This is a genomic window from Mesorhizobium sp. WSM4884, assembly GCF_029625675.1.
Classification (GTDB): Bacteria; Pseudomonadota; Alphaproteobacteria; order Rhizobiales; family Rhizobiaceae; genus Mesorhizobium.
Genome location: NZ_JARTVO010000009.1, coordinates 34,167 through 59,442, shown reverse-complemented (window position 1 = coordinate 59,442; position 25,276 = coordinate 34,167). Strand labels below are relative to the sequence as shown.

The following is a 25,276-nucleotide window of genomic DNA, read 5'->3' as shown; positions in this document are numbered from 1 at the left end:
CACCAACGGCTCAACCGCACAGCCCAGCCCGACCACGCTTTCCATCCATCTCACCATCAACGGCGAGACCCGCGCGCTCGATATCGAGCCGCGCGTCACGTTGCTCGATGCGTTGCGCGACCGGCTCTCCCTCACCGGCACCAAGAAAGGCTGCGACCAGGGCCAGTGCGGCGCCTGCACCGTCCATGTCGACGGCCAAAGGGTGTTGGCCTGCCTGACCTTGGCAGCACAAGTCGAGGGACGCTCGATCACCACCATCGAAGGGCTGGCCGACGCGGACGGCACGCTCAACGCCGTGCAGGCCGCCTTCCTCGAGCAGGACGCCTTCCAGTGCGGCTATTGCACGCCGGGACAGATCATGTCGGCGGTGGCCTGCATCCGCGAGGGCCATGCCGGCTCCGACGAGGAAATCCGCGAATATATGGCCGGCAATCTGTGCCGCTGCGGCGCCTATCCGCACATCGTCGCCGCCGTTCGCCAGGCAGCCAGGGAGCTCCGCTCATGAGAGATTTTTCCTACCTTCGTGCCGACAGCGTCGAGGCCGCACGCAACGCCGCCGCCCTCCCCGGCGCCATGCTGCTTGCCGGCGGCACGACGCTGGTCGACCTCGCCAAATGCGGCGTCGCCGAACCCTCGACCGTCATCGACATCAGCCACATCGAGGGGCTGAACGCCATCGACGTCGGCGCCGAACGCGCGGTGATCGGCGCGTTGGCGAAGATGAGCCATGTCGCCGACAATCCGCAAGTGAAGAGCCACTTTCCGGCCGTGTCGGAAGCGCTCTGGCAGGCGGCCTCCGCGCAGCTTCGCAACATGGCAACCATCGGCGGCAACCTGATGCAGCGCACGCGCTGCCCCTATTTCCGCGATCCGCAAAACTTCCCGGCCTGCAACAAGCGCGCGCCGGGCAGCGGCTGCTCGGCGATCGGCGGCGTGACGCGCGGCCATGCGGTGCTCGGCACCAGCGAGGCCTGCATCGCCACCTATCCGGGCGACCTCGCCGTCGCGCTCGTCGCCTTCGACGCAGAGGTCGATCTCGGCGAGCGGAAGCTGAAGGTCGAGGACTTCTTCCTCGCCCCCGGCGCCACCGCCGAGCAAGAGCACGACATCCGTCCCGGCGAGGTGATCACGGCAATAGAGATCCCCGGCTCGGCTGCAGCCAGGCGCTCGACCTACCTCAAGGTGCGCGATCGCCAGTCCTATGAATTCGCGGCGGCAAGCGCTGCCGTCGGGCTGGAACTCGAAGCCGACGGCCGCACCATCCGCGACATCCGCGTCGCGCTCGGCGGCGTCGCGACGAAACCGTGGCGCACGCGGACGGTGGAAGACGCGCTCAAAGGCAAGCCGCTCGACGAAGCGACCGTGCGCAAGGCGAGCGAGCTCGCCATGGAGGGCGCCGTCGACCATGGCGCCAACCACTACAAAATAGCGCTCGCGCCGCGTGTGATCGCGCGCGCCATCCTCAAAGTGGGAGAGACGGCATGACCGTTCACGACATGAAACACGCGGCGTCGGACAGCGCGCGGCTCGAAGCGGTCGGCGGACGGCTGTCGCGTGTCGACGGCCCGGCCAAGATCACCGGCGCCGCCCACTACGCCGTCGAGCAGCAGCTCGAAGGGCTGACGCATGCGGTGCTGGTCGGCGCGACGATTGCCGCCGGCAAGGTCACTGCGATCGACACCCGCGCCGCGGAGACGGCACCGGGCGTGCTCGCCGTGCTGACGCCCGAGACCATCATGGAGCTGAAGGGCGCGTCGGACTGGCTGGGCAACCCTCCGTCGCAGCCGACCTACAACCCCCTCGCCCGCGAGGTCACCTTTTCCGGTCAGCACATCGCGGCCGTGGTGGCCGAGACTTTCGAGCAGGCGGTGGCGGCGGCCGCGCTGGTCAAGGTCTGGTATGACGAGACGCCGGCCATCGTCGACTTGAGCGACAGCAAGGCCGGCGACGGCATCCCGATCGAGGCCATGACCAAGGAATGGGGCGACGCCGAAGCCGCCTTCGCCGAGGCGCCGGTGCGCGTCTGCGTGGCCTACAACACGCCGCGCGAGTTCCAGGCGGCGATGGAGCCGCACGGGCTGATCGCGCGCTGGGAAGGCGACGAGCTCACCATCTGGGAGCCGAGCCAGTGGCTGGACGGCATGGCGCGCACCTATGCCGAATGGTTCGGCGTGCCGTTCGAGAATGTGCGGCTGGTCTCGCCCTATATCGGCGGCGGCTTCGGCTCGAAGGCACTGGCGCTCGCGCACAGCGCGGTGGCCGCCGCGGCGGCCAGGATGCTGGGGCGGCCGGTGAAGCTGGTGCTCAACCGCCCGCAGAATTTCACCTCCTATGGCGGCCGCGCCGCGACGCGGCAGACCGTGGCGATCGGCGCCGACCGCGAAGGCCGCATCCAGTCGATCGTGCATCGCGGTATCAACGAGACGGCCGTCGACGGCATGTGGGTCGAACCGCTCGGCTCGGTCACCTCGATCATGTACGCCACGCCCAATTTCTCCTCGAAGCAGAATGTGGTGCGCGTGAACACGGTGGTGCCGGGGGCAAAACGCGCGCCAGGCGAGAACCCGAGCGCCTTTGGCATCGAATGCGCCATCGACGAGCTTGCATACGAGCTCGGCATCGATCCGCTGGAGATGCGGCTGATCAACTACGCCGAACAGGACCCGCACGCGAAGAAGGCGTGGTCGACAAGGCAACTGCGCGAAGCCTTCGCCGTCGGCGCGGAAGCCTTCGGCTGGGCGAAACGTTCGCCCGCGCCGCGCTCGATGCGCGACGGCCATCAGCTCATCGGCTGGGGCGTGGCGGCCGGCACCTACCCGGTGCGGCGCGCCCATGGCGAGGCGGTGGTGAAGATACTCGCCGACGGTTCGGTCGAGGTCGAAAGCTCCTCCATCGACATGGGCCAGGGCACCTACACGATCCTGGCGCAGACCGTCGCCGAGACGCTCGGCGTGCCCGTGGAGCAGGTCTCGGTGAAGCTCGGCGACTCGCGCCTCGCGCGCGCCGGCGTCACCGGCGGCTCACGGCTTGCCGGCGTCATGACGGGCGCCGTCTACAAGGCGGCCGGCCAGGCGCTCGACGAGATGATCGGCCTGGCGCTCTCCGATCCGCGCTCGCCCTTCCATGGGCTGCAGGCGAACACGCTGCAAGTGCGGGACGGCCGCATCGCCTCGCCACGCGGCGATGGGCCGGAGCTGTCGATCGCCGAATTCCTGGCGGCCATCGGCCGCGAGCGGATCGAGGCCAAGGGCGACACCGTTCCTGCCAGCTTCACGCCGGAACAGCGCTACAACAACTACACCACCATCGCCGTGGCGATCCCGCACACCGAGGGCGACTATTCGCGCCATTCCTGGTGCGCGCATTTCGTCGAGGTGCGCGTCGACGAGGATTTCGGCACGGTGCGCGTGTCGCGCGTGGTGTCGGCGCTGGATTCCGGCCGGCTCTACAACCCCAAGCTGGCGGAGAGCCAGTGGAAGGGCGGCATCATCATGGGCATCGGCCAGGCACTCTTGGAGGAAGGCATCGTCGATCGCCGCCACGGCCGCATCGTCAACGGCAACCTCGCCGACTACATGCTGCCGACCAATGCCGACATCCCGGATATTCAGACGATCTCGGTCGGCATCCCCGACCCGCACTCCTCCGCCCTCGGCGGCAAGGGCGTGGGCGAGCTTGGCATCGTCGGCGTCGCACCCGCGATCGCCAACGCGGTGTTCCATGCGACGGGAAAGCGGGTGCGGGATCTACCGATCACGCTGGAGAAGTTGATCTGAGGTGGAAGTTGGGCGCCGGCGCCAAAGCTGCCAATCTCCCCCTTGTGGGGCCCTTGTGGGGGAGATCACTCGCTCGTGCGCTTTCGCCAATCTCCGACGGTGCCCTTCCTACCAATCCAGCCCGAACACCAATTTGCCGAAATGCAGGCCGCCGGCGGCCATGTGGGTGTAGGCTTCGGTCGCCTCGTTCTGTGAAAACACCTGGTCGACGACCGGCTCGATGCCGGCGGCGCCGACGGCCCGGGCGGCGTCGCGCAGGTCGGACACCGATCCGGTGTTGTTGCCCACCACCTTCAGCGCCTTGATGATGATCGGCAGCAGGTTGACGGTCGCCTCGGCGCCGGTAACGAAGCCGATGGTGAACAGCGTGCCGCCGGGCGCGGTGGCATTGACGGCGCGCGCGAAGGTGGCGGTGCCGCCGGTCTCGACGACGAGGTCGGCGCCGACGCCATCGGTCAACTCCAGCACCTTGCCGTCCCAGTCGGGCGTCGCGCGGTAGTTGATGAGATGATCGGCGCCGAGCGCCTTGGCCCGCTCCAGCTTCTCGTCCGACGACGAGGTGATGACGACGGTCGCGCCGGCCGCCTTGGCAAGCTGAAGCGTGAAGATCGAGACGCCGCCGGTGCCGAGCAGCACGACGACAGAGCCCGGCCCGACGCCGGCGGCGCGGATCGCGTTCCAGGCGGTGGTGCCGGCGATGGGGAGCGTCGAGGCCGCCTCGAAGGAAAGATGCGCCGGAATCGGCACGATCGAATTGGCCGGCAGCGCCACATATTCGGCGAGCGATCCGGGCAGCGAGATGCCGCGCATCTGCGTCATCTCGTAAGGACGCGGCCGGCCGCCGATCCAGCGCGGCTTGGCGTGAGCGACGACGCGGTCGCCGATGGCGAAGCTTGTCACGCCCTCGCCGAGCGCGACGATCTCGCCGGCGCCGTCGGCGATGGGTATGAGCGGGAAAACCGGTCCGGGATAGTTGCCGCTCGCCACAGCGACATCGACGAAATTCAGGCTCGCCGCGCGCTGGCGGATCAGCACCTCGCCGCGCTGCGGTTCGGGCGTGGCGACGCTGGCGGTACGGAAGGCGTCAAGCCTGGGCTGGCTGAGTTCGATGGCTTTCATGGGTTCACTCCGTGGGTGGTCGATTGACGGGTTGAGTGAACCTATCTGCTGCGCTATTCCTCGATAATTGCCGAGCTTTGCATTTGAGTATTGCAAATGATGCAGCAATCCCATGAGCCCTCCGCTCTTGCCGAAATGGTGGCTTTCGTCGCCGTCGCCGAGGCGCGCTCCTTCACCAGGGCAGCGGCGCGGGTCGGACGCGACGCCACCATCCTGTCGCGCCGCCTGCAGTCGCTGGAGGAGCGGCTTGGGGTCCGGCTGCTCCACCGCACGACGCGCAGCGTCTCGCTGACCGAGGCGGGCGCGGAATTCCTGGTGCGCGTGCGCGCCATCCTCGCCTCGGTCGACGAGGCGGAAGCCGCCGCCTCCGCCCATGCCGGCGGCCGGCCGCGCGGGTTGCTGCGGCTGGCGCTGCCCGGCACCTTCGGGCGCATGTGGATCGCGCCGTTCCTGCCACAGTTTCTCGCCGAGTTCCCGGATGTGCGGATCGAAGCCGAATTCTCCAACCGTTTCGCCGATCTCGTCGCCGAGAATTTCGACGTCGCCGTCCGGCTGGGCAGCCTCGAGGATTCGCGCCTGGTGGCGCGCAAGGTGGCGACGCGGCGCCGGCTGCTCTGCGCCGCGCCCTCCTACCTTGCGCGAAGGGGCCGGCCGGAAACGCCGCAGGCGCTGCTCGAACATTCCTGCCTCGGCTTCACCGGCTTCCAGACCTTTCCGGCTTGGGAGATGACCGACCGCGAGGGCCGACGCGTGCGCGTCGAGGTTTCGGGACCGCTCACCAGCGACGACGCCGAGGTGCTGGTCGAGGCCGCCGTGCAAGGCGTCGGCCTGATGATGAGCACCGACTGGCTGGTCGGGCGCGAGCTCGCCGACGGGCGGTTGGTGCCGATCCTGGAGGACTGGACGCTGGCCGACGAAGGCGCGGTCTATGTCGTCATGCCCTCAGCCAAGGGCCAAGCCGCCAAGACCCGCGCCTTCGCCGACTGGATCGGCAAGCGATTTTCGCCAGAACCGCCCTGGCGGCAGGGCAAAGGTGCTGATCTCCCAGCTTGAGGAGATTAGCCACTCGCCCGCTTTCGCCAACTCCAATATGATCCGGCCACCACGGGGGAAGCATCATGAAAAGCGTATTGGCAACCGTCATCCTGGCGCTACTCACCACCCTACCCGCCCATGCTGCCTCCTGCGGCTGGTCCGCCAAGATGGAGGAGGACGAAGGCGGCAGTGTGCTGATGGCCTCTGTCTGCGGCGGATCGAAGGGCGATGCGCATCTGATGCTGGCCTGCTTCGGCAAGCCGGTGCTGAGCTATGATCTCGGCGCCGCCGGCGGGCAGCTCGAGCCTGGCATCAGCGCGGATTTCACGTTCAAGGCTGGCGGCAAGAGCCTGACCAAGAAGCTCGATCTCGAGGCAATGTACAATTATTTCACGGCGGAACTCTCCGGTCCTTCCGATCCGCTGCTCGCCCTGCTGCGCGGCAAGGGGGAGGTGACGGTTACCGCCGGCAAATACGGCGCGGCGAGCTTTCCGCTGAAGGGCTCCGGCGCCGCGATCGGCAAGGCGCTGGCCGAGTGCGGGAAAGGTTCGGGCGGCGAGGCGGATTAATCTCCCTCCTTGAGGGGGAGATTACCCGCCTCCTCCCTCCGGCTTCAGGAACTGCCGCAGCAAATCCACCGGCAGCGGGAAGACCACCGTGGAGGAGCGTTCGCCGGCGATGTCGTGCAGGGCCTCGAAGTAGCGCAACTGCATGGCCTGCGGCTCCTCGGCCAGCATCTTGCCGGCCTCGACCAGCTTTGCCGCGGCCTGCTGCTCGCCGTCGGCGTTGATCACCTTGGCGCGCCGCAGCCGCTCGGCCTCGGCCTGCTTGGCGATGGCGCGGATCATGCTCTCGTTCAGGTCGACATGCTTGATCTCGACATTGGAGACCTTGATGCCCCAGGCGTCGGTGCGCTGGTCGAGTATCTCCTGGATGTCGCTGTTGAGCCTGTCGCGCTCGGCCAGCATCTCGTCGAGCTCGTGCTTGCCCAGCACCGAGCGCAGCGTGGTCTGCGCAAGCTGGTTGGTGGCGGTCATGAAATCCTCGACCTGGATGATCGCCCGCTCGGCGTCGACGATGCGGAAATAGAGCACCGCGTTGACCTTCACCGAGACGTTGTCGCGCGAGATGACGTCCTGCGGCGGCACGTCCTGCACGACTACGCGCAGGTCCACCCTGACCATCTGCTGGATGAAGGGAACGAGGATGATGAGGCCCGGTCCCTTGACGCCGGTGAAGCGGCCAAGCGTGAAGACCACGCCGCGCTCGTATTCCCTGAGGATGCGGATGGCCGCCGACAGGAACATGATCACCAGCAGCGCGAGGATCAGATAGGCGACATAACCGACTGTCATTGTCTTGCTCCGTCGTTTCCCGGCCCGTTGCTTCCCGCTCCACGCCGCCGCACCGTCAGCACGAGATCGCTGACGCCAGTCACCTCCGCGCGATCTCCCGGCGCGATCGGCTCGTCGGCTTTCGCCCGCCAGCGTTCGCCAAGCGCCAGCACATGGCCCTCGCCGCCTTCCCAGTCGAGAATCTGCACGGGCAGGCCGCGCATCGCCTCGCCGCCGATGCGCGGCGGATTGCGCCGCGCCGCCCAGACATAGCTGCCCCCCAGCAGCGCGAGCCCGAGCGTCAGCGCGGCGGCCGGACCGATGATCGCCCAGGATATGGCGAAGCCCGGCCCCTCGACCTTGAGCAGCATGGCCGCGCCGAGCAGGAACGCGGCCGCGCCTCCGACCCCCAGCACCACCGTCGGATTGAAAGCCTCGACGATGAGGAAGCCGACGCCGAGCAGCATCAGGGCGAGCCCGGCATAGTTGATCGGCAAGAGATCGAGCGCGTAGAGGGCGAGCACGAGGCAGGTGGCGCCGATGACGCCGGGCGCCACCGCGCCGGGGCTCGTCACCTCGAAGACCAGACCATAGAAGCCGAGCAGCATCAGGATAACGGCGACGTTCGGATCGGTGATGACGGCGAGAAGCCGGATGAACCAGCCGGGATCGAGCGTCTCGACGGCCAGCCCCTTCGTCGCCAGCACCTGCTTCTTGCCGGCCACCTCGACGGTGCGGCCATCGGCGAGCTGCAAGAGCTCGGTCGTGTCGCGGGCGACGAAGTCGATGACATGTTCCTGCAGCGCGGCGCTCGCCGAAAGGCTCGCCGCCTGGCGCACGGCCTTCTCGCCCCAGTCGCCGTTGCGGTTGCGCAGCTCGGCGAGCGAGCGGATCAGCGCCACCGCGTCATTGGTCACCTTGGCCATCATCGGATCGCCGGATGGCTGCCCGGTGCTCTTGTCGTCCTTCTCGCCGCCCGGAAGCGAAGGCAGCCCGCCGATCTCGACCGGCGTCGCCGCGCCCAGATTGGTGCCGGGCGCCATCGCGGCGACATGGGTGGCGTAGAGGATGTAGGTTCCGGCGCTCGCCGCGTGGCCGCCGGCCGGCGCGACGTAACCGATGACGGGAACGGGAGAGGCCAGGATATCGGCGATCATCTCGCGCATAGAGGTGACCAGGCCGCCCGGCGTGTCGAGCTGAAGGATGAGAACCGCGGCGTTGCGCTCGGCCACGGCCTTGAGCGCCTCCTTCAACTGGCGGGCGCTCGCCGGACCGATGGCGCCGTCGATCGCGATGCTGAGAGCAACCCTCTCCGCCGCCATTCCGGCCGAGGAGAAGGGAAAAAGAACCGCGGCAGCCACGAAGGCCGCTGCCAAAAGGGCCACCCGCGCGAGTCTCACGCTCAAAGCTCCTTGGATTCAATATGGGGTTGTAGCGGGCCAAGTCCAATGAGGGTGGCGGAGCGCTGCGCCCTTCCCTCTCGCCCTTGTGGAAGAAGGAGAGGCGCATCCCCCGATTCCACGGCAATTTCGACGCAGGCTCCAACGCTGGCTCCCTCGCCCATCCTGCATTCTCCCCGTCGACCGCGCGAACGAACGCGCCCGCAACCAATGGAGACGACAATGACGGCTTTGGATCGAGCCACCATCGAAACCGGCCGGGCGGGCTTCAGCCTGTCCGGCTTTGCCCGGCGCACATTCAGCCTGGCCTATCGCGCCATCAAGATGCGCAATGAACGTGCCGCGCTGCAGGCCATGCCGGACTTCCTGCTGAAGGACATCGGCATCAGCCGCTCGCAGATCGAGTATTATACCCGCGTGCGCCTTGCGCCCTCCGATACGGGTGGGATGGACCGCTGAAGCATCGCCGCTTCGGCGGCCGGAATGCTTGAAGGCCCTTCAAAAACCCCGGCGTCGCCGGGGTTTTCGCGTTTGGCCATGCCCCTGGCGACCGGCGTCTCCGGCGTTGGGATCGTGCGGCGGGCGCGCGTCCCAAATGAAACGCCCAATGCAATTTCCACGGTGGGCGTATCAAAAATTCCACGCTCGCACCCACTCTCGCTCAAACGCTCGACCGCCAAAGGAATGCCGTCACGGCAACCAAGCCGCAAACAACCTTCGGAGTAGAAAAGATGCAACCCAACACCAAGCCTGCACGACTTCCGCTCAACGGCGTCGACACGCCCAACCTGATCGCGACGATCAATTTCGTGGCGGGCCAGCCGGAGCTGGCGAAGTTCCAGTTCCGCGCCCACAACGAATGGATCGAGGGCACGCACAGCAAGAGCGTCATGCACGGCTTCTTCGGCGCCGGCCAGGAGCAGAAGCACGAGAAGCCCTATTATGCCGACAGCGACCATCCGGCGATCCTGTGCGGCGCCGACAATGCGCCGACCCCGGTCGAATGGCTGCTGCATGCGCTGGCGAGCTGCCTGATGTCGGGCGTCGCCAACATCGCGGCAGCGCGCGGCATCAAGCTCACCCGGGTCAAGTGCTCGGTCGACGGCGACATCGACCTGCGCGGCATCCTCGGCATCTCCGACGAAGTGCGCAACGGCTTCCAGAACATCCAGGTATCGTTCGAGGTCGAAGGCAACGCGCCGGCCGAGAAGCTCACCCAGCTCGTCGAACAGGCCCGCGCCCGCTCGGCGGTCTACGACGTGCTGACCAAGGGCGTGCCGGTCACGGTCGGGATCAAGACCATCCAGTGATCCCGACAATCCAATGACCCGCCGGGGAGACGGTTTGCACACGGCCGTCTCCCTCAATGCCATCGGACAGGAACCATGAAACGGGCTGACGTCGTCATCGTCGGCGCGGGCCAGGCCGGCCTTGCGCTCAGCCATTGCCTCGGCCGGATCGGCATCGAGCATGCCGTGCTGGAGCGCGGCCGCATCGGCGAACGCTGGCGCTCGCAGAGCTGGCGCACGCTCAGGCTCTTGACACCCAACTGGCTGAACGCGCTGCCCGGCTCGCCCTATGAAGGCGGCGATCCCGACGGCTTCATGGACAAAAGCGCCTTCGTGGCTAGCCTGGAGGCCTATGCAGGACGCTGGCAGGCGCCGGTCGAATGCTGCGTCGAGGTTCTTTCGTCAAGGCGGATCGGCGACGGCTTCGTGCTCGACACCGGCACCGGCGCCTGGTCGGCCAAGGCCGTCGTGGTGGCCACCGGCCATTGCGACCGACCAGCGATCCCCTTTATGCCCCAGACCAGCGGCGGACCGCTGACCATCCACGCTTCGCAGTATCGCTCTGCCGGCGAGTTGCCCCTTGGCGGGGTGCTGATCGTCGGCGCGTCATCCTCCGGCGTCCAGATCGCCGACGAGCTTGCCCGCGCCGGCCGGCGCGTGACGCTGTCCGTCGGCAAGCACACGCGCCTGCCGAGACGCTGGCGCGGCAAGGACATCTTCTTCTGGCTCTGCCGGATGGGTTTCATGGCGCAACCGCTCGGCGCACTCGCCAACCCCGAAAGCGCCAGGCGCCAACCGTCGCTGCAACTCGCCGGGCGGCCGGACAAGGCCGATGTCGATCTCGCCGCGCTGCAGGCGTTGGGCGTCGAGCTGACCGGGCGGGTGCGCGGCCTTGGCGATCGCGAGATCGTCTTCGCCGACGATCTCGCCGCGCAGATCGCGGCGGCGGAGGCGAAGCAGGCCCGTTTGCTGGCCGAGATCGACTGTTTCGCCGGCGATCCGCGACCAAGCCGGCGCGAACCGGTGGCGGTGCCTTCGACCAGCCCTGAGCGGCTTTCGCTGACGGACGGATCGATCCGGACGATCATTTGGGCGACCGGCTATTCCCGCTCCTTCGGCTGGCTGGAGCCGCTCGCCCTCGGCGCCGATGGCGAGATTGCGCATCAGGGCGGCGTCACAAGCGTTCCCGGACTCTACGCGCTCGGCTTCCGCTTCCTGCGCAAGCGCGATTCCAACTTCATCGGCGGCGTCGGCGCGGACGCGCGGGCGATCGCCGCCGAGATCTCCCTCTATCTCGGCCGCAACGGCCGCCAAGCCGCCTGAGGACAATGTCGATGCCGATAACCCCGATCCGTTCCCTTCCGCCCGTGCCCAGGCGCGGCCATTACGACGCCATCATCGTCGGCGCGCGCTGCGCCGGCGCCTCGACGGCCCTGCTGCTTGCCCGCGCCGGCCTGAAAGTGCTGGCGATCGAGCGCAGGTCGTACGGCTCCGACACGCTGTCGACGCATGCGCTGATGCGGCCCGCCGTGCTGCAGCTGTCGCGCTGGGGCCTGCTCCAGCCGCTGCGCAAGGCCGGCACGCCGCTGATCGAGGCGACGACGTTCCACTATGGCGACGACGAGATCACCATCCCGCTCAATGCCGGGCCCGACCTTCCCGGACTGATCGCGCCGCGGCGCACCGTGCTCGACCGCACCCTCGTCGACGCCGCGCGCAAGGCCGGCGCCGAGTTCCTGCACGACATGGCGGTCGGCGACCTTTTCGCCGACACGCGCGGGCGCGTGCGCGGCGTCGAGATCCGCGGCGCCGGCCGCGCCGCCCTGCGGGTGAGCGCCGACATCGTCATCGGCGCCGACGGCATCGGCTCGCTGGTGGCCAAATGCTGCGGCGCGCAGATGCTCAGAAGCGGCACGGTTTCGGCCGCCCATGTCTATGGCTACGCGCCCGTCGAGCCAGGCGCCGGCTACCATTGGTATTTTCGCGACGGCATCGCCGGATCCCTGATTCCCACCAATGACGGGCTTGCCTGCATCGTCGCCTCGGTGCCGACACGTATCTTCGACCAGCGCTTCCGCGTCGGCCATGGCCGCGCCCGCATGGAGGTGCTGGAGGCGCTTTCACCGGCGCTGGCCGAGCGGGCGAGCCGAGCGCCGAAGGACATCCGTCTACAGGCCTTCCGCGGCGTGCCGGGCTACATCCGCCAGGCCCACGGCCCGGGCTGGGCGCTGGTCGGCGATGCCGGCTTCTTCCGCGACCCGATCACCTCGCACGGCATTGCCGATGCGCTGCGCGATGCCGAGGCCCTGGCGCGGGCGATCCTCGACGGATCGGAAGCAGCCTTCGCGGCCTGGCAGCAGGAGCGCGACCGCTTCGCTCACCAGATCCTCGACACCACGGACGCCATTGCCGGCTTCGACTGGTCGCTGGCCGATCTCGGCGAGCGGCATCGCCGCTTCAGTGCCGTGCTCAAGGCCGAGGTCCAGGCGCTGGCCGGACAGTCAATGCCGGTCCACCGCGCCTTGTCCGCCATGAGCGGCCCGGCGACTTGTCGAGCGCCGGCAAACCAGGACGAACCGCCGGCAATGGCGGGCTCGATCCTCCATCGCAACCGAACGGGAGCAAGATCATGACTGTGCATCTGATGAAGGACGGGTGGATCGGCGTCATCAACGGGCGGCCGCACCTGGGTGCCGTCGCCGAACGTTCGCGGCGCACGCGGCCCGAGGATATCGACGCGTTCGCGGACATGACCGGCGACCGCAACCCGCTGCACTACGACAAGCGGCTCGCCGAGGCTTCGGTGTTCGGCAAGCTCATCGTGCAGGGCGGCGTCACCTCGGGCATCCTCAACGCGGTGGTGGCGGAGGACCTTCCCGGCCCGGGTTCGGTGTTCCTCGAGGTCTCGTGGAAATTCGTCAAGGCGGTCGGCGTCGGCGAATTGATCACCGGCCGCGTCGAGGTCAAGGACGTGCGCGCCGACAAGCCGATCACGAAGCTGGAGACATCGGTGCGCAACGAGGCCGGCGACGTCTGCCTCACCGGCACCGCGACGGTGTTCACCGTGCCGCTCGCCAAGGGCTGAGCCTTTGCGATGACACTCTGGGCAACGACGCTCCGGCGCACCGAGCTCGCATCGGCCGACATTCCCGAGGATATGCGCCGCTGGAGGGTGCTCGGACTGCTTTGCCTGGCCGTCGTGCTGTCGCTGACAACCTGGTTCTCGGCAACGGCGATCACGGCCGAGCTGAAGGCGGCATGGCGCCTGTCCGGACCGATCGACATCTGGCTGACCAACGGCGTGCAGATCGGCTTCGTCGCCGGCGCGCTGGCCGCCAGCATGGTCAACCTGCCCGACGTCGTCAGGCTCAACCGGCTGATGGCGATCTCGGCGCTCGTGGCGGCGATGGCCAATGCCGCGCTCCTCCTACAGACGGCGCCGGGCGGCGTCGTTGCCGCGCGCATCGTGACCGGCATCGCGCTGGCCGGCGTCTATCCGCCGGCCTTGAAGCTCGTATCCACATGGTTCTTGCGCGGCCGAGGGCTGGCGCTCGGCGCGCTGATCGGCGCGCTGACGCTCGGCTCCTCGCTGCCGCATCTGTTCCGGGCGCTCGCCGGCTCGCTCGACTGGCAGCTCGTGGTGCTGGGCGCGACCGTGGCCGCCCTGATCGGTTCGGTGCTGTTCTCGTTCGCCGGTGAAGGGCCGTATCCTTTCGGCAAGGCCGTCTTCGAGCCGCGCCGGATCGGCGCGATCTTCCGCGACCGGGCGCTGATGCTGGCCAATATCGGCTATCTCGGCCACATGTGGGAGCTCTACGCCATGTGGGCCTGGCTGATCGCCTATGTGCGCGGCGCGCTCGAGGCGCAGCAGCGCCCCTCCCCGGCGCTCGCCTCGCTGCTGACATTCCTCGCCATAGCCGCCGGTGCCGGCGGCTGCCTGGTTGGCGGCGCCCTTTCCGATCGCATCGGGCGCAGCCTCACCACCGCCGGCATGATGATGGTGTCCGGCCTCTGTGCGCTGACGATCGGCTTCGTCTTCGACGGACCGCTCTGGCTGTTGGGGCTGGTGATCGTCGTCTGGGGTATTTCGGTGATCGGCGATTCCGCGCAATTCTCGGCCGCGGTCACCGAGCTTGCCGATCGCCGTTTCGTCGGCACGGCGCTATCGGTGCAACTTGGGCTGGGTTTCGGACTGACGGTATTGGCGATCTGGCTGCTGCCGCATGCGGCGGACTTGCTCGGCTGGCGCTGGGCTTTCGTGATGCTGGCGCCTGGCCCACTGATCGGCACGATCTCGATGCTTTCGCTTCGGCGCCTGGCCGATGCGGCGAAGATGGCGGGCGGCAAGCGGTGAACTGAGAGGTATCGAGCCTCAGTCCGGCTCACCGCTCATTGCGGGAGCCGGGCTGGAGACCGTGCATGGCAGGCGTCGCTTTCGGCAGCTTTGCCGAGAATGAGGCCGGCGCCGCAGTGGGTGGGGGGCGTTGGGGTAGCTGAGGCACCGGCCGAAGGCGGAATGGGCACCGCCATAGGCAAGGATAGGCTTCGAGCGTCGCGGGGAAAATTCCGCGATCGCGGAAGAGCCGTCGGGCCTTCCGGTATCGCGGAAAACAACGCTGTTTACGATCCCGCGGTCTCGGCGATGAAGGCCCGGACATGGGCGATGAACTCGTCGAAGGCCGGCTCGCCCTCGAGCAGGATGTGGTTCTGGCTCTCCAGCTCGAAGAAGCGCGCGCCGGGAATGCCCGCCGCCATGGTGCGCCCGGACTCGACCGGGGCAACATTGTCTTCCCGCGCGTGCAGCACCAGCGTCGGCACCCGCACTTTCTCCAGGAGGTCGCTGACATCGATCACGGAGAAGGCGCTCTGCAGGCGCCAGGCGTCGTCCGGCGACACGGTGCGCAGCATCAGATCGTCCATCCAGGCGAAATGCTCGTGCGTGGCGCCGGGGATGAACATCGAGCAGAAGGCCTGGCGGAACATCGGATTCGACTTGCCCCAGCTCTCGCGCATCAGCGTCGCCACGGCCTCGCGCGTGGCGATCTCGCCGGCGTCGCCGCGCGCCCGCCAGCCTTTGACATAGCCGCCGTAGAGGATCATGCCCGAGACCTTCTCGGGATGGCGTATGGCATAGGCGATCGAAACCGCGCAGCTCTGCGAGAGGCCAAGAAGCGTGAAGCGACCCAGCCCCGCCGCCTCGACCACGCATTCGAGATCCGACACCATGGTGTCGAACGAGACGTCGACCACGTGGCGCTGCGACAGGCCGTTGCAGCGCTCGTCGTAGCGCACCAGCTGGTTCTCGCGCGACAGTTCCTTCATCCAGTGCCGCCAGATCGGGCTGTCCCAGTCGAAGGTGAGATGCGACATCCAATGCGCGGCGCGAAGGATGGGCGGGCCGCTGCCGGTCTTGGCGAAAGCAAGCCTCGTGCCGTCGGCAGCCCGGCAGAAATGGACGGCGCGGCCGGGATCCTGCGCGGCTGCCACGCTTTTTCCGGGCGAAGCCGATTGCGGCGGTGCGGCGGCATTCGCGCTGGGTTCGGCAGGGCGTGCCGTCGGCTGAGCGGCCGCCGCCCTCACCTTCTCCTCCAGCGCCTCGATCTCTTCGGCCAGGCCGATATCGTCCGGCAGCAGGCGCGCCAAGCGCCGGGCGAGCGGGAGCGCCCGCCTCGGCTCGCCGGCCAGACGCCCGACCAGTTCGCGCAAAATACCGAGCTCGGCGATCTCGACCTCGCTGGCGACGCCGGCGCGCCAGGCCTCGTATTCGAAGCAGCGATCGAGCGAGAGATCGGCGAGGAAATCGCCACGGATCGAGCCGGCGACAGCCTCGAGCTCCTCTGTCGATGCCAGCGAAATATCGCCCTTCACCAGCGGCAGCAGCCGGGCATAATCCGTCGCGACCTTCAGCGCGACGCTGTTGCGGTCGGCGACCAAAGCGCATTCGTCCTCGCCCAGCACCTGGCGGATCTTGGACAGGCTCCAGCGCAAGGCGCCGCGCGGATCGTCGGGAATGTCCCAGAAGATTTCGCAAAGCCGCTCGCGCTGGTGCGTCCTGCCGGTGACGGCGAGATAGGCGAGCAAGGCCCTCGTCTTGCGCGACGGCGGCAGGTCGAGCAGCGCGCCGTGACGGGCCACCTGGAAATCGCCGAGCACGCAAAGATCCAGCGGCCCGCTATACGGACCGACAGTCATGCGGCCAGGCACCTTTCCACTGCCATTTACCCCCTGGCTTCCGGCGGCTGGAGAAGACCGCACGCAATATCAAAATCGGCTAATTTACGGAAGCCACTACGGCAAGACGGGCGCGGGGAATGTGGGGTGCGTTACATTGGCGGGGGGCCGGAGGAGAAGGCGCCATCGCTGAAGCTGCCAATCTCCCCCCTTGTGGGGGAGATGTCCGGCAGGACAGAGGGGGGCGCGAAGGAACTCGACCTTCCGGGACCCTACGTGTGACAAGCAAGAGAGGCTGGCGGAACAGCGCCCCCCTCTGCCTTGCTAGGCATTTCCCCCCAAGTGGGGAGATTGGCTCTCACTTCGCTCTTCGCCAACTTCTACCCACCGCAATCACCACCGCCACCACAACCAGCCCCGCCGCGACGGCGAACGTAACCCTCATCCCGCCGGCGACCGCTTCTGGCGCCGCTCCGGCCATATCCCTCGTCCCGACCGCGAAGGCGAACAGCCAGCCCATCACCGCCGTGCCGGTGACCAGGCCGAGATTGCGCGAGAGGCTGAGCATGCCCGACGCCACGCCGCGCTCGTTGCCGTCGACATCGGCCATGACGGCGGTATTGTTCGCCGCCTGGAAGAGCTGGTAGCCGGGCGTCAGCAGTACGATCGCCGTCGCGTAGCCGGCGACGCCGAACAATCCCGGCAGCAAAGTGAGCGCGACGCAGCCGACGGCCATCAGCGCCAGCCCGGCGACGACCATGGCGGATGCGCCGAGGCGATCGACGACGCGGCCGGCGACCACGCCGCACAGCGCCGAAACGACCGGGCCTATGGAGAGAACGATACCGACCAGCGCCTCGCTCAAGCCGAGCGCGCGCGACAGGAAGAAGGGCCCGACGACAAGCGTAGCCATCATCACCGTCGAGACCAGCACGTTCATGGCAAGGCTCGGCGCCAGCACCGGGTCGCGGAACAGCGCGAGCTTCACCAGAGGCGAAGCCACCTTGCCCTCGGCATAGAGGAACAGGCCTGCGCCGAGAACGGCAGCGGCAAGCAGCGCGACGTTCAGGCCGCCGAAATGGCCGCCTCCAGTGGTCATCGCCAAAGCGTAGGCAGCAAGCGTCAGCGCAAGCAGGATCGTGCCGACCGTATCGAAGCGTGCGCCTTCCCTCCTCGCGCCTCGATCTTCCTTCACCCCGCCCATGGGCAGGAAGCGTTGGGCGGCAAGCATGGCCGCGACGCCAAGCGCCGCGTTGACGAGGAAGATCGAACGCCAGCCCAGCGAGGCAATCAGCACGCCGCCGAACGACGGCCCGAGCGCCGTGCCGATCGCCGACATGGTGCCGAGCAGGCCCATGGCGCTGCCGGTGCGCTCCTTCGGCACCGTCTCGCCGACAAAGGCAATGGTCAGCGCCATCATCACTGCTGCACCCAGGCCTTGCGCGGCGCGGGCGGCGATCAGCAGCGGCAGGGTCGGCGCGAGCGCCGCGGCAAGCGAGGCGGCGCTGAACAGGCCGAGGCCGGCGATGAGCAGCAACCGGCGGCCGACAAGATCGCCCAGCCGCCCGACGCTGACGATGAGCGCGGTGACGGCAAGCAGATAGGCGAGCACCACCCATTGCACCGCGGTGAAGGACGCGGCGAAGGCCAGGCTCAGCGTCGGCAGCGCGACATTGGCGATCGAGGTGCTGAGCGAGGACAAGAGCATGGCCAGCGACAGGCTTGCCAGCGCGCCGGTCGCCGAGCGGCTTCTAGGTACGGTGCGCGGATCGGCGATGTCGGTCATGGTTCTTCTCCGGCTCGGGTGAAACTTGCCGGGAAGATAGGCGCGCGGCTGACATGGCGGAACACGCATCATTTGCATTCGAACAGTGCATGAAACGCCATGTAACCGCACCACAACCGTGCTATGGTCGCGTCATGTCACGACCCGATCTCAACCTGCTCGTCACGCTGGACGTGCTGCTTGCCGAAGGCAGCGTCGCGAAAGCCGCGCGCCGGCTGAGGCTCAGCCCCTCGGCGATGAGCCGGGCGCTCGCCAGACTGCGCGAGGCGACCGGCGACCCGCTTCTGGTGCGCGCCGGGCGCGGCCTGGTGCCGACACCGCGCGCCATCGAGCTCGGCGCGGATGTCGGCCGGCTGGTGAAGGAAGCGGAAGCGGTGCTGCGACCGGCAGAGCGGCTCGACCTCAAGCGGCTTGCGCGCAGCTTCACGCTGCGCAACAGCGACGGTTTCGTGGAGAATTTCGGCCCGGCGCTGATTGCCCGGGTGGCGGAAGAAGCGCCGGGCGTGCAGCTGCGCTTCGTGCCGAAGCCGGACAAGGACAGCGCGCCGATGCGCGAGGGCGGCGTCGATCTGGAGACCGGCGTGGTCGGCGGCTCGACCGGTCCGGAGGTGCGGGCGCAGGCGCTGTTCCGCGACCGTTTCGTCGGCGTGGTGCGGCCTGGCCATCCTTTGAGCCAGGGCAAGATCACCGCCGCCCGCTTCGCCGCTGGCCGCCACATATTGATCTCACGCCGCGGTCTCGACCGCGGGCCGGTGGACGACGCGCTCGAGCTTGCCGGGCTGACGCGCACGATCGCGACCGTGATCGGCGGCTTTGCGGAAGCGCTGGCGCTGGCGCGCGGCTCCGACCTCATCGCCACCGTGCCCGAGCGCTATACCGGCAAGTTGCGCGAAGGCCTGTTCAGCTTCGCGCTGCCGGTGAAGCTTGCCGAACTCACCATCTCGCTCCTGTGGCACCCGCGCCTCGACGCCGACCCCGCGCATCGCTGGCTGCGGGGATTGGTGCGCGAGGTGTGTGGCGGGCAGAAGCTGCCTATCTCCCCCAAGGGGAGATCGGACGTCACGCCGGCCTTCGCCAATTCCGAGCGTGACCGGCGCGAAACGTAGTTATTGCCGCTTTCGCGAAAGCGGTAATAACTCGAAACGCCGGAGCCCTTCCCTACGGCACCGGCTTCACCGACTCGTTCCGGCGCATCCGAAGCTCGTAGTTCAGCCGGTAGCGGCCGCCCTCGAAATTCCAGATCAGCGGGGTCCTGACGCCGTCGATCGAAGTCACGCCCATGGGGAGATCGGGGAAGTCGCGGCGGCGGCTGGGGTCGTCGGGGCTGGAATCGTCCTCTTCGATGACCTTCATCCCCGCATGGCTGACGAAGGTGAGGTTTCGCGGACCGAAATACGCTTTCCAGTCCTTGTGGTCGGCGGAGTCGTCGCAGTCGAATTCGCGCTCGCCGGAGGGAGGGAAGCGCAGGGACCGGCTGTCGATCGAAAGCTCGGTGTAGATGTCGTCCGAGCCGAGCTCCGGGTTGGTCTCGTCCTCGCAGATCAGCGCCTTGAGCTCGAGGTTGCGCACGCTGGTTTCCATGAAGGCCCAGACCGGCACGTCGGCTCCGCCCGGCGTGCCCTGACGGATGACGATGTAGCCGGTCGAGCCGTCGCCCATGGCGTCGCTCAGCTTGCGCTCGGTGCCTTTTTCCTCGAATGCGGGAGCAGCGCTGCCGTTGGTGTTGGTGAAGTCTTCCAGTTCGGCCTTGTAGTTGCCGGCATCGGGCAGGCCCTCGGCGAACAGCTTGACCGTCTGGTCGGCGCCGCTGTCGGCCTGGCCGACGACGTCGAAGGCGAACCAGGCCTCGTTTTGCGTACCGAACAGGCCGCCGGCTTTGGAAAGCGTCGCGCCTTGCGGCGCCTCGCCCGGTTGCAACAAGCAGGCCTCTTCCTTCGTCGCGCAGGTGTGGCGACGCACCAGCAACGCATAGTCGCCGGTATAGGCGCGGTCCTTGCCGGTGGCGCGGATGTAGAACTCCCTGGGCAGCGCATAGGTGTGGACGTACATGGTGCGCTCGCCATCGACGATCTTGCCGGTCTTCTCATAGTAGCTCGCGATCGGGGTCGTCATGTTCTCGGGCAGGAAGATGTCGATCTTGACGTCCTCGGTGCTGGGACCGATCGAATAGGTGCCGGCGTCGCTCCTCACGACATGGAACCACTGCATCGAGCCCGGATAGCGGATCTGGGTCGAGTCCTGGCCGTCTTGCGAATCGATGACCTCTTCCTCGCGCGGCTTGCCGCCGACGTCGACCTCGGTCATGTTGACCTTGTAGGCGATGCCCGGATGGCAGAAGAAATTGCCGAGGTTGAGATCCGCGGTGACCAGGTTGTGGTCGCTTTCGAGGTCGACGAAATCGACCGGAATGGTGACGTGCTGGACGCAGATCGGCCCCTCGATGCCGCCGCTCCGGTAAGGCTGGGGCGAAGCCAGGATATAGTCGTAGCGCTCGCCGTCGATGTAGTTGGAGATGCCGGGATCGGCCGGATTGGTCGCGGCCCACGAGTCGTAATAGCCGTCGGTCCAGTAGGTGCCCGACGTGGCGAAGCGCCCGGTCCATTCGGTCGGCGTCCCGTGGAAGATCGGGATGTTGAGGTCGCCCATGACGAGCACGCGCTCGCGCCTGCGCTGCGCGTCCGACAGCGGCGACAGCGTCGTCTCGATCAGCTTCTCGATCTGCGCGAACTGCGCCTCGCGGGCGTCGGCATGGCGCTCGGGCGGGTTCTTGTCGAAATAGTCGGCCTGCATGTGGGTGAAGACCACGGTGTATTTGCTCTGCGACGGCTTGTGCAGCAACCGCACGATCGCCGCGCCCTTGGCCGACAGGCAGTCGACGCCGCCGCAATGTTCGTACAGCGTGAAGCCGACCTCGCCGGTCGCATCGAGCGTCTCGCCGTCGCCGCGGCCCCATTTGAAGCTGTCGTCCGGCAGCGGCAGGAACTCGAAATCCTTCTTGGCGAACAACATCAGTCCGCTGTCCTCGCCGTCGATCTTCTCGATCGGCTGGCCATAGATGGCGACTGCCGCGGCGGGGTCGAGGCTGGTAATGGCGTCGCGGATCGCCTGCGGCCGCAGCTTGACCAGAGGCGCGTCGATCTTGCCGACATAGTTCGGATAGTCATGCGAGAGCTTGCCGATGAGGATCTGCTTGGCGTCCTCGTCCCAGGCCTCGTTGATGGCGATGATGTCGAAGCGGGAGGTGTCCGCCAGGATGGTGTCGGCGAGGTGCTCGGCCTGCTTCTCGGTCTCGCCGGGGATCTGCAGCAGGCAATCGGCGAATTGCGGATTGGCGCATTTGAAGATCGGCGACAGCAGATAGGCGTTGAAGGTCGCCACCCTGACCGTCTCGACCTCCTGCGCGCTGGCGCCGCCCATGAGACCGGCAATCAGCGTCGCGAGAAAAACGAGCAGCCCCAGCCCCAGCCTGTCCAGCCAGGACTTGCGGTTGGCAAGCATTTCGAGCAGCCGATCGCCCATCTCACCCTCCCCCACTCGATGACGCATTTCTAGCATGCCTGCATGAGGGGATCATGAAGCGGTTCACACAGGATGGCGTCTCCCTCCTCGAAGGGGAGATTCGGCGCCGATGTTGCGTTGCAGAAATGCCCCCAAAAAAAGTCAGGGGTAAAAGGGGAACCCCGAACCGCCTCGACCAGTGAAAGACAAGCCTATTCAACTGCATAGGGGCAAACGCCAGCGTCGCCTTCCGCAACGGCCGAAAAGCCCGGAAATCCGCCATTTCCGGACTTGCGGCAACCGCAATGGCGCGATCGCGGCAGTGCGGTTTCGGCTCTGCACAACGGGAAAAGCGCCCTTGCGAGGGCGCCCCGGCCGGCGTTGACAGCAAGGCCCGCCAATGGCACTCCGCAAGCACTGGTCACACGCCATGACCGTTGCTGTTGGGGACGGACGGGGTTTCAGCAGCTTGGCGGCGGCGCCGGACGGGCGGACACCTGCGCAGTGTACCGCCCGCTCCTGGCCAGATGGACCAGCCCAGGCACATCAATGAAATTAAGGGCCTATCGATAAAGAGCCCATCCTTGCCTTCGCCGACGTAGGGCGAGGCGCCACCCTGACGACGATCAGCGCCGCTTCGCCCAGCGGCCTCAGAACGAGAAGCCGGATGACGGCGCGGCGGCTGTCGCGGCTGAGAGCCTGTCGCGCTTTTGCAGCCTGGGCTTCTCGTAGGTCTTCTTCATCGTCCATTCCTGCGCGGGTCAACGACCGGCGCAGGTGAGCGCGATGCGGCCGGCCTGTCAAGTTCGCCTCGCCGCCTATATCGTCGCCGTCCTGCTCTTCGCCGTCATGTTCCGGCGCCAAGCCAGGGCGCAGGTGTTGATTTTGCGCATGTCTTTGCCCCGAAACCGGTTCCCACTTTCGGGAGACATGCTTTGGCTTTGATCTTACGCATGTCTTTGTCCCGAAACCGGTTTCCACTTTCGGGAGACATGCGTTAGCCCGCGTGCTGCAGCCAGTGGCGGTCGAACACGTCGACGATGGCCCGGAAATCGGCAGGCGGGATCTGGTTGGCGCCCCCGCCCGCGTCGGCGCCGAGGAACTGCTCGAGTTGCCGGTCGACCGTTTCCGGATGCTCCACGGCGATGCCGATGCCCGCCAGGTCGCCGGCGATCGAGCCGCCGGCCGGCAGATATCCGCCCCATGTTTCGGCTCCGGGCGCGGTATCGCGCAGACGCACCAGGATGATCCTCGTGATCGACGGCTGCGCCTCGGGCCCGATGATGGCGGCGCCGCACATATAGCCGCCGAGCACGCTGACAGGCTGCGTGTGCGGGAACAGGCAGAGGAAGAACTGGGTATCGCCGCCGACTTCCTTCAGATGCAGGTAGAGGCCGCGCTTTGCCGGGTTGACCGGGCCGCCGAGCTGCAACTGGCCGGTCGGCAATATCTCGCGATAGGTGGCCGTCAGCCCATGCGCTCCCGGCCCCGGCTCGATCGACAGGCGGCCCTTGATGAGCTGGCCGCGATAATAGGGCGACCAGGCGCGCGAATAACAGGCATAGGTTCCGGCAAGCCCGGAGCCGAGGCCGCGCTCGTCATGCATCGAGGCCTCGAACTGCATGCCGGCCCGACGCTCCAGCTCGGCGCCGTCGATGCCGTGGCGGGCCGCGATCGCGGCGGTGAAGGCCGGCAGCTCGCTCTCGGCAATCCAGGCGCCGGGCTGTTCCAGTCCGAGCAGCTTCGCCCAGTCGTCATAGACGCTCATCTGGCGCGGCCGCGCGCGGCCCTGCAGCCATTTGTCGGCGCGACCGAGATCGAACGCCGTCTTCGGGTTGACGGCCCGGAATGCCGCCGCCAGGTCCTTGCGGGTCACCGTTCCCAGCAAGGCCGAAGTCAGCCTCAGTTTTTGCGCGATATGCTGCGCCATGCCACCAGCCCCTCGATGCTTCGCCGCTTCAGGTCCCTGTTTCGATGCATGTCGTTCTCCCAAAACCGCTGCGCACTTTTGGGCGACATGCATCTGAGCATTTCGACGTTTGGCGGGAATCGCCGAGCTGCCCTAACGATGTGGTTTAGCACGCCGGCAGACAGTCTCCATTCCCGGCCACGCCGATTTTCCATCGCCTAATATTCCAGGAAATCCAGAGAATTCCACAGCGTTCCGCGCACGCCACCTTTGCGGCCTGGCGGCCAACGCTAGGTTCCCTCGGGGTGGGTGCAGGGGAAGCTGTCATGAAGATCGTTCTATCGGCGCTCGTTGTGGCGCTCGCGCTATCGCAAACCGCTGAAGCCAAAACGAAAATCCTGGCGACCGAAACAAAGACCAGCACCGAGAAAGCCCGGCCGCTCGATGGGACGGCCACCGGCGGCATCGTGCCTTTGGCCGGTGCGATGACGAAGGAACCGGGCCGGGCCTATCCGCCACCGCTGGACCTGCATTTCTAGAAGCGAACCGGAAAGTGCTCAGCGGTTTTTCGTCCGGAATTGCGCAAAACAAAAGGGAGCCGTTGCCGGACGACCGCGTGGCGGTCGCCGGTCGACCGGCGAGGAAAAACGAGCGGCCGGGCAAAAGGCCGAACCGAACAGCCACCCGGCCAGCCTGAGCGTTGGGGGGCTTGGCGCCGCCGCGGGGGCAGGCGCCCGCCCGCGCGGATCGCAAAGCTGCGGTCGCGGGCCATGCCAACTCGGCCAATTCCTCCGGTCTTGACGAAAGGACGGCGAACCGGAAAGCTCGGCATGGTCGCGGAAGGGGCGCTGCAACGGCGCTGTGCCACGAGGGCTCCGAGGGAGGCCATGCCATGCCGGGTGCTGAGGAAAGGCTTGCCGCGCTCGGCATCGTGCTGCCGCCGCCGCTGAAACTGCCGCCGGGCATGGTGCTGCCCTTTCCCTGGGTGAATATGCGCGGCGACCGCGCCTCTATCTCCGGCCACGGACCGCAGGAGCCGGACGGCTCGCTCGCCGGCCCGTTCGGCATCGTCGGCGAGAGCGTGTCGCCGGAAGAAGCGCGGGCCTCCGCTCGCAAGGTCGGGCTGTCGATGCTCGCCAGCCTGAAGCGCGAGCTCGGCAGCCTCGACCGGATCACCGGCTGGTGCCGCGTGCACGGCATGGTCAATTCGGCGCCGGGCTTTACCCGGACGCCGGCTGTGATGAACGGCTTTTCCGATCTCGTCCTCGAGGTCTTCGGGCCGGAGATCGGCCGCCACGCCCGCACCGCCGTCGGCGTCGTCGCCTTGCCGTTCGATCTCCCGGTCGAGGCGGAGGTGATGATCAAGGAGCGAATGGCTTGACCAGATTGTCGTCGGCGCGATAGGCGGACGCACCGCCACCCAACCGATGAAAGACCGCCATGACAGACGCCATCATAAAGGACAGCAACGGCACGCCGCTGAAGGATGGCGACTCCGTCACCCTGATCAAGGACCTCAAGGTCAAGGGCACGTCCGAGACGATCAAGCGCGGCACGCTGGTGAAGAACATCCGCCTCAACGGCAATCCCGGCGAGATCGAATGCAACACCAAGCAGGTGAAGGGCCTGGTGCTGAAGACGGAGTTTTTGAAGAAGGCGTGAGTGCGGGCGGGCGCCGCGCTCGATCTCCCCTCAAGGCCTTATAGGAAGGACGTCCGGTCCACCCTCCGCAGCTGCTGCGGAGGACGGGCAAGACAAGGGGCGCGCCAACCCTTCCTTCGTCATCCTAGGGCGAAGCAAGGAGCGAAGCGACGCGCGCAGACCCTAGGATGACGAAGACGATGGGCGGCGCCGCCCTCTGTCCTGCCCGTCCTCCGCAGCAGCTGCGGCGTGTGGACCGAACATCTCCGCCGCAAGGAGGAGATCGGCAGCTTGGCACCGCGCTGCCCCTCGTTTTCG

The 25,276-nt window shown here is 67.3% G+C and carries 22 protein-coding genes; 15 read left to right on the top strand and 7 right to left on the bottom strand.

Features of this window, described 5'->3' with window-relative positions; genetic code table 11:
* Nucleotides 1-43: 43 nt before the first annotated feature.
* From P9236_RS16255 to P9236_RS16245, 3 genes are read left to right on the top strand one after another with little or no spacing between them, the layout of a single operon-like run.
* Nucleotides 44-505, top strand: coding sequence for a (2Fe-2S)-binding protein (locus P9236_RS16255; RefSeq protein WP_347405193.1), 462 nt, complete (start codon nucleotides 44-46; stop codon nucleotides 503-505).
* The gene (locus P9236_RS16250) at nucleotides 502-1,485 is read left to right on the top strand and encodes a xanthine dehydrogenase family protein subunit M (RefSeq protein ID WP_278075655.1); all 984 of its coding nucleotides are present in this window, start codon (nucleotides 502-504) and stop codon (nucleotides 1,483-1,485) included. The genes P9236_RS16255 and P9236_RS16250 overlap by 4 nt, the downstream gene beginning before the upstream one ends.
* Nucleotides 1,482-3,776, top strand: a complete 2,295-nt coding sequence (locus P9236_RS16245; protein WP_278075654.1) for a xanthine dehydrogenase family protein molybdopterin-binding subunit — start codon at nucleotides 1,482-1,484, stop codon at nucleotides 3,774-3,776. Before P9236_RS16250 ends, P9236_RS16245 begins: the two co-directional genes overlap by 4 nt.
* 108 nt (nucleotides 3,777-3,884) lie before the next feature.
* Here the strand turns inward: P9236_RS16245 and P9236_RS16240 are convergent, their stop codons facing one another.
* Complete coding sequence (locus tag P9236_RS16240) at nucleotides 3,885-4,895, bottom strand: NAD(P)-dependent alcohol dehydrogenase (protein WP_278075653.1); 1,011 nt, start codon at nucleotides 4,893-4,895, stop codon at nucleotides 3,885-3,887.
* A gap of 99 nt (nucleotides 4,896-4,994) precedes the next feature.
* On the opposite strand from P9236_RS16240, the gene P9236_RS16235 reads away from it, so the two are divergent.
* Together P9236_RS16235 and P9236_RS16230 are read left to right on the top strand one after the other, a co-directional pair.
* Nucleotides 4,995-5,948, top strand: a complete 954-nt coding sequence (locus tag P9236_RS16235) for a LysR family transcriptional regulator (protein WP_278075871.1) — start codon at nucleotides 4,995-4,997, stop codon at nucleotides 5,946-5,948.
* 65 nt (nucleotides 5,949-6,013) lie between these two features.
* Complete coding sequence (locus P9236_RS16230; protein WP_278075652.1) at nucleotides 6,014-6,499, top strand: hypothetical protein; 486 nt, start codon at nucleotides 6,014-6,016, stop codon at nucleotides 6,497-6,499.
* A gap of 21 nt (nucleotides 6,500-6,520) precedes the next feature.
* On the opposite strand, the gene P9236_RS16225 is transcribed toward P9236_RS16230, so the two are convergent.
* On the bottom strand, nucleotides 6,521-7,285 hold the full coding sequence (locus tag P9236_RS16225; RefSeq protein WP_278075651.1) for a slipin family protein: 765 nt from the start codon (nucleotides 7,283-7,285) through the stop codon (nucleotides 6,521-6,523).
* Complete coding sequence (locus P9236_RS16220; RefSeq protein ID WP_278075650.1) at nucleotides 7,282-8,664, bottom strand: nodulation protein NfeD; 1,383 nt, start codon at nucleotides 8,662-8,664, stop codon at nucleotides 7,282-7,284. Before P9236_RS16220 ends, P9236_RS16225 begins: the two co-directional genes overlap by 4 nt.
* Before the next feature lie 222 nt (nucleotides 8,665-8,886).
* On the opposite strand from P9236_RS16220, the gene P9236_RS16215 reads away from it, so the two are divergent.
* From P9236_RS16215 to P9236_RS16190, 6 genes are all read left to right on the top strand, one after another.
* Nucleotides 8,887-9,123, top strand: coding sequence for a DUF1127 domain-containing protein (locus tag P9236_RS16215; RefSeq protein WP_278075649.1), 237 nt, complete (start codon nucleotides 8,887-8,889; stop codon nucleotides 9,121-9,123).
* A 272-nt stretch (nucleotides 9,124-9,395) separates the two neighbouring features.
* Nucleotides 9,396-9,974 carry an OsmC family protein gene (locus P9236_RS16210; RefSeq protein WP_278075648.1) on the top strand — a complete coding sequence of 193 codons (579 nt, stop codon included), beginning with the start codon at nucleotides 9,396-9,398 and terminating at the stop codon, nucleotides 9,972-9,974.
* Between the two features lie 75 nt (nucleotides 9,975-10,049).
* Nucleotides 10,050-11,276, top strand: a complete 1,227-nt coding sequence (locus P9236_RS16205; RefSeq protein ID WP_278075647.1) for an NAD(P)/FAD-dependent oxidoreductase — start codon at nucleotides 10,050-10,052, stop codon at nucleotides 11,274-11,276.
* Nucleotides 11,277-11,287: 11 nt separating this feature from the next.
* Entirely contained in the window at nucleotides 11,288-12,586 is a 1,299-nt protein-coding gene (locus P9236_RS16200; protein WP_278075646.1) for an FAD-dependent monooxygenase, read from the top strand.
* Nucleotides 12,583-13,038: a MaoC family dehydratase gene (locus P9236_RS16195; RefSeq protein ID WP_278075645.1), complete on the top strand. Its 456-nt coding sequence runs from the start codon at nucleotides 12,583-12,585 to the stop codon at nucleotides 13,036-13,038. Before P9236_RS16200 ends, P9236_RS16195 begins: the two co-directional genes overlap by 4 nt.
* 9 nt (nucleotides 13,039-13,047) lie before the next feature.
* Nucleotides 13,048-14,307: an MFS transporter gene (locus tag P9236_RS16190; protein ID WP_278075644.1), complete on the top strand. Its 1,260-nt coding sequence runs from the start codon at nucleotides 13,048-13,050 to the stop codon at nucleotides 14,305-14,307.
* 266 nt (nucleotides 14,308-14,573) lie between these two features.
* Here the strand turns inward: P9236_RS16190 and P9236_RS16185 are convergent, their stop codons facing one another.
* Nucleotides 14,574-16,145, bottom strand: coding sequence for an alpha/beta fold hydrolase (locus P9236_RS16185; RefSeq protein WP_278075643.1), 1,572 nt, complete (start codon nucleotides 16,143-16,145; stop codon nucleotides 14,574-14,576).
* 337 nt (nucleotides 16,146-16,482) lie between these two features.
* Nucleotides 16,483-17,910 carry an MFS transporter gene (locus P9236_RS16180; protein WP_278075642.1) on the bottom strand — a complete coding sequence of 476 codons (1,428 nt, stop codon included), beginning with the start codon at nucleotides 17,908-17,910 and terminating at the stop codon, nucleotides 16,483-16,485.
* A gap of 134 nt (nucleotides 17,911-18,044) precedes the next feature.
* On the opposite strand from P9236_RS16180, the gene P9236_RS16175 reads away from it, so the two are divergent.
* On the top strand, nucleotides 18,045-19,016 hold the full coding sequence (locus P9236_RS16175; RefSeq protein WP_278075641.1) for a LysR family transcriptional regulator: 972 nt from the start codon (nucleotides 18,045-18,047) through the stop codon (nucleotides 19,014-19,016).
* A gap of 52 nt (nucleotides 19,017-19,068) precedes the next feature.
* Here P9236_RS16175 and P9236_RS16170 read toward each other — a convergent pair whose 3' ends face one another.
* Both P9236_RS16170 and P9236_RS16165 read right to left on the bottom strand, forming a co-directional pair.
* On the bottom strand, nucleotides 19,069-21,429 hold the full coding sequence (locus P9236_RS16170; RefSeq protein WP_278075640.1) for an endonuclease/exonuclease/phosphatase family protein: 2,361 nt from the start codon (nucleotides 21,427-21,429) through the stop codon (nucleotides 19,069-19,071).
* A gap of 976 nt (nucleotides 21,430-22,405) precedes the next feature.
* Nucleotides 22,406-23,338: a hypothetical protein gene (locus P9236_RS16165; protein ID WP_278075639.1), complete on the bottom strand. Its 933-nt coding sequence runs from the start codon at nucleotides 23,336-23,338 to the stop codon at nucleotides 22,406-22,408.
* 305 nt (nucleotides 23,339-23,643) lie between these two features.
* On the opposite strand from P9236_RS16165, the gene P9236_RS16160 reads away from it, so the two are divergent.
* The 3 genes from P9236_RS16160 (at nucleotide 23,644) to P9236_RS16150 (ending at nucleotide 24,979) form a co-directional block, all read left to right on the top strand.
* A complete protein-coding gene (locus P9236_RS16160; RefSeq protein ID WP_278075638.1) occupies nucleotides 23,644-23,856 on the top strand; it encodes a hypothetical protein in 213 nt (70 codons plus the stop codon).
* Nucleotides 23,857-24,209: 353 nt separating this feature from the next.
* Entirely contained in the window at nucleotides 24,210-24,698 is a 489-nt protein-coding gene (locus tag P9236_RS16155) for a RidA family protein (RefSeq protein ID WP_278075637.1), read from the top strand.
* Between the two features lie 59 nt (nucleotides 24,699-24,757).
* A complete protein-coding gene (locus P9236_RS16150) occupies nucleotides 24,758-24,979 on the top strand; it encodes an alkylphosphonate utilization protein (protein ID WP_278075636.1) in 222 nt (73 codons plus the stop codon).
* Nucleotides 24,980-25,276: the final 297 nt, after the last annotated feature.